This window comes from Enterobacter cloacae complex sp. P12RS (assembly GCF_014895875.1).
Classification (GTDB): Bacteria; Pseudomonadota; Gammaproteobacteria; order Enterobacterales; family Enterobacteriaceae; genus Enterobacter; species Enterobacter bugandensis.
In genome coordinates, this window is record NZ_JADBQO010000107.1 from 1 (window position 1) to 693 (window position 693).

At 40.8% G+C, this 693-nt stretch carries 1 protein-coding gene; it reads right to left on the reverse strand.

Going from position 1 to position 693, the window contains the following annotated elements; genetic code table 11:
• Positions 1–376: 376 nt before the first annotated feature.
• The coding region (locus tag IM284_RS23130) for a hypothetical protein (RefSeq protein ID WP_193055976.1) at positions 377–693 on the reverse strand (317 nt) is incomplete at its 5' end.

The following is a 693-nucleotide window of genomic DNA, read 5'->3' on the forward strand; positions in this document are numbered from 1 at the left end:
CTCATGACCAGCACCACCAGCAGGTTTAAAACAACTAGCCATACTGCCCCTAATAACAGCTCCATCAGGTTTAAGCTTTTACCTCATGCTTATCGCGCAACCGCTGGTACTTGCAATATTGGGGGATAGTCAGAAGGCAGCCGATACTTATCGCCCAAGCTTCGACTTTACACAAAATATTTACATCTCGCCGGCTTCCAGCTCGAACGTATGCAGGAAACCACAGAATGCAGAAAATCTCAGGTGCATTTCTGCATCTGTGACAAGGTGAGGAGTTCAGATTGTGGTCGCATTTAAGTCCCCTTAATTGCGCAGAAGTCGCAATCGGGTGTTCAGGCCGACTGCGACTTAATTATGGATAGTTGATTATGGAAAATCACTGAGTGAGGAATTGCCATAAACTCTGAATATTATTAAAAGCATATATAACGGAACAAATGACGGCGAGCGAGGTGATTACTAAGCATGGATACATACAAAGTTGATAAATCCACTCGCCTCTTTTAACTCTTTTCCACTCTTTTTTTAGAACCGCAAATGATGCCTGAGTAAAATCAGCTTGTGTAGATGTGAACTGTGCACTTCCTGCATAAGCTTCTTGAAGCATTTTAGTAATAATTCCTGATAAATTTTTTTCTTCAGGAGACTGTTTTCCATAATTTATTCTAAGATTTATTTCAGACAGTAATTGAC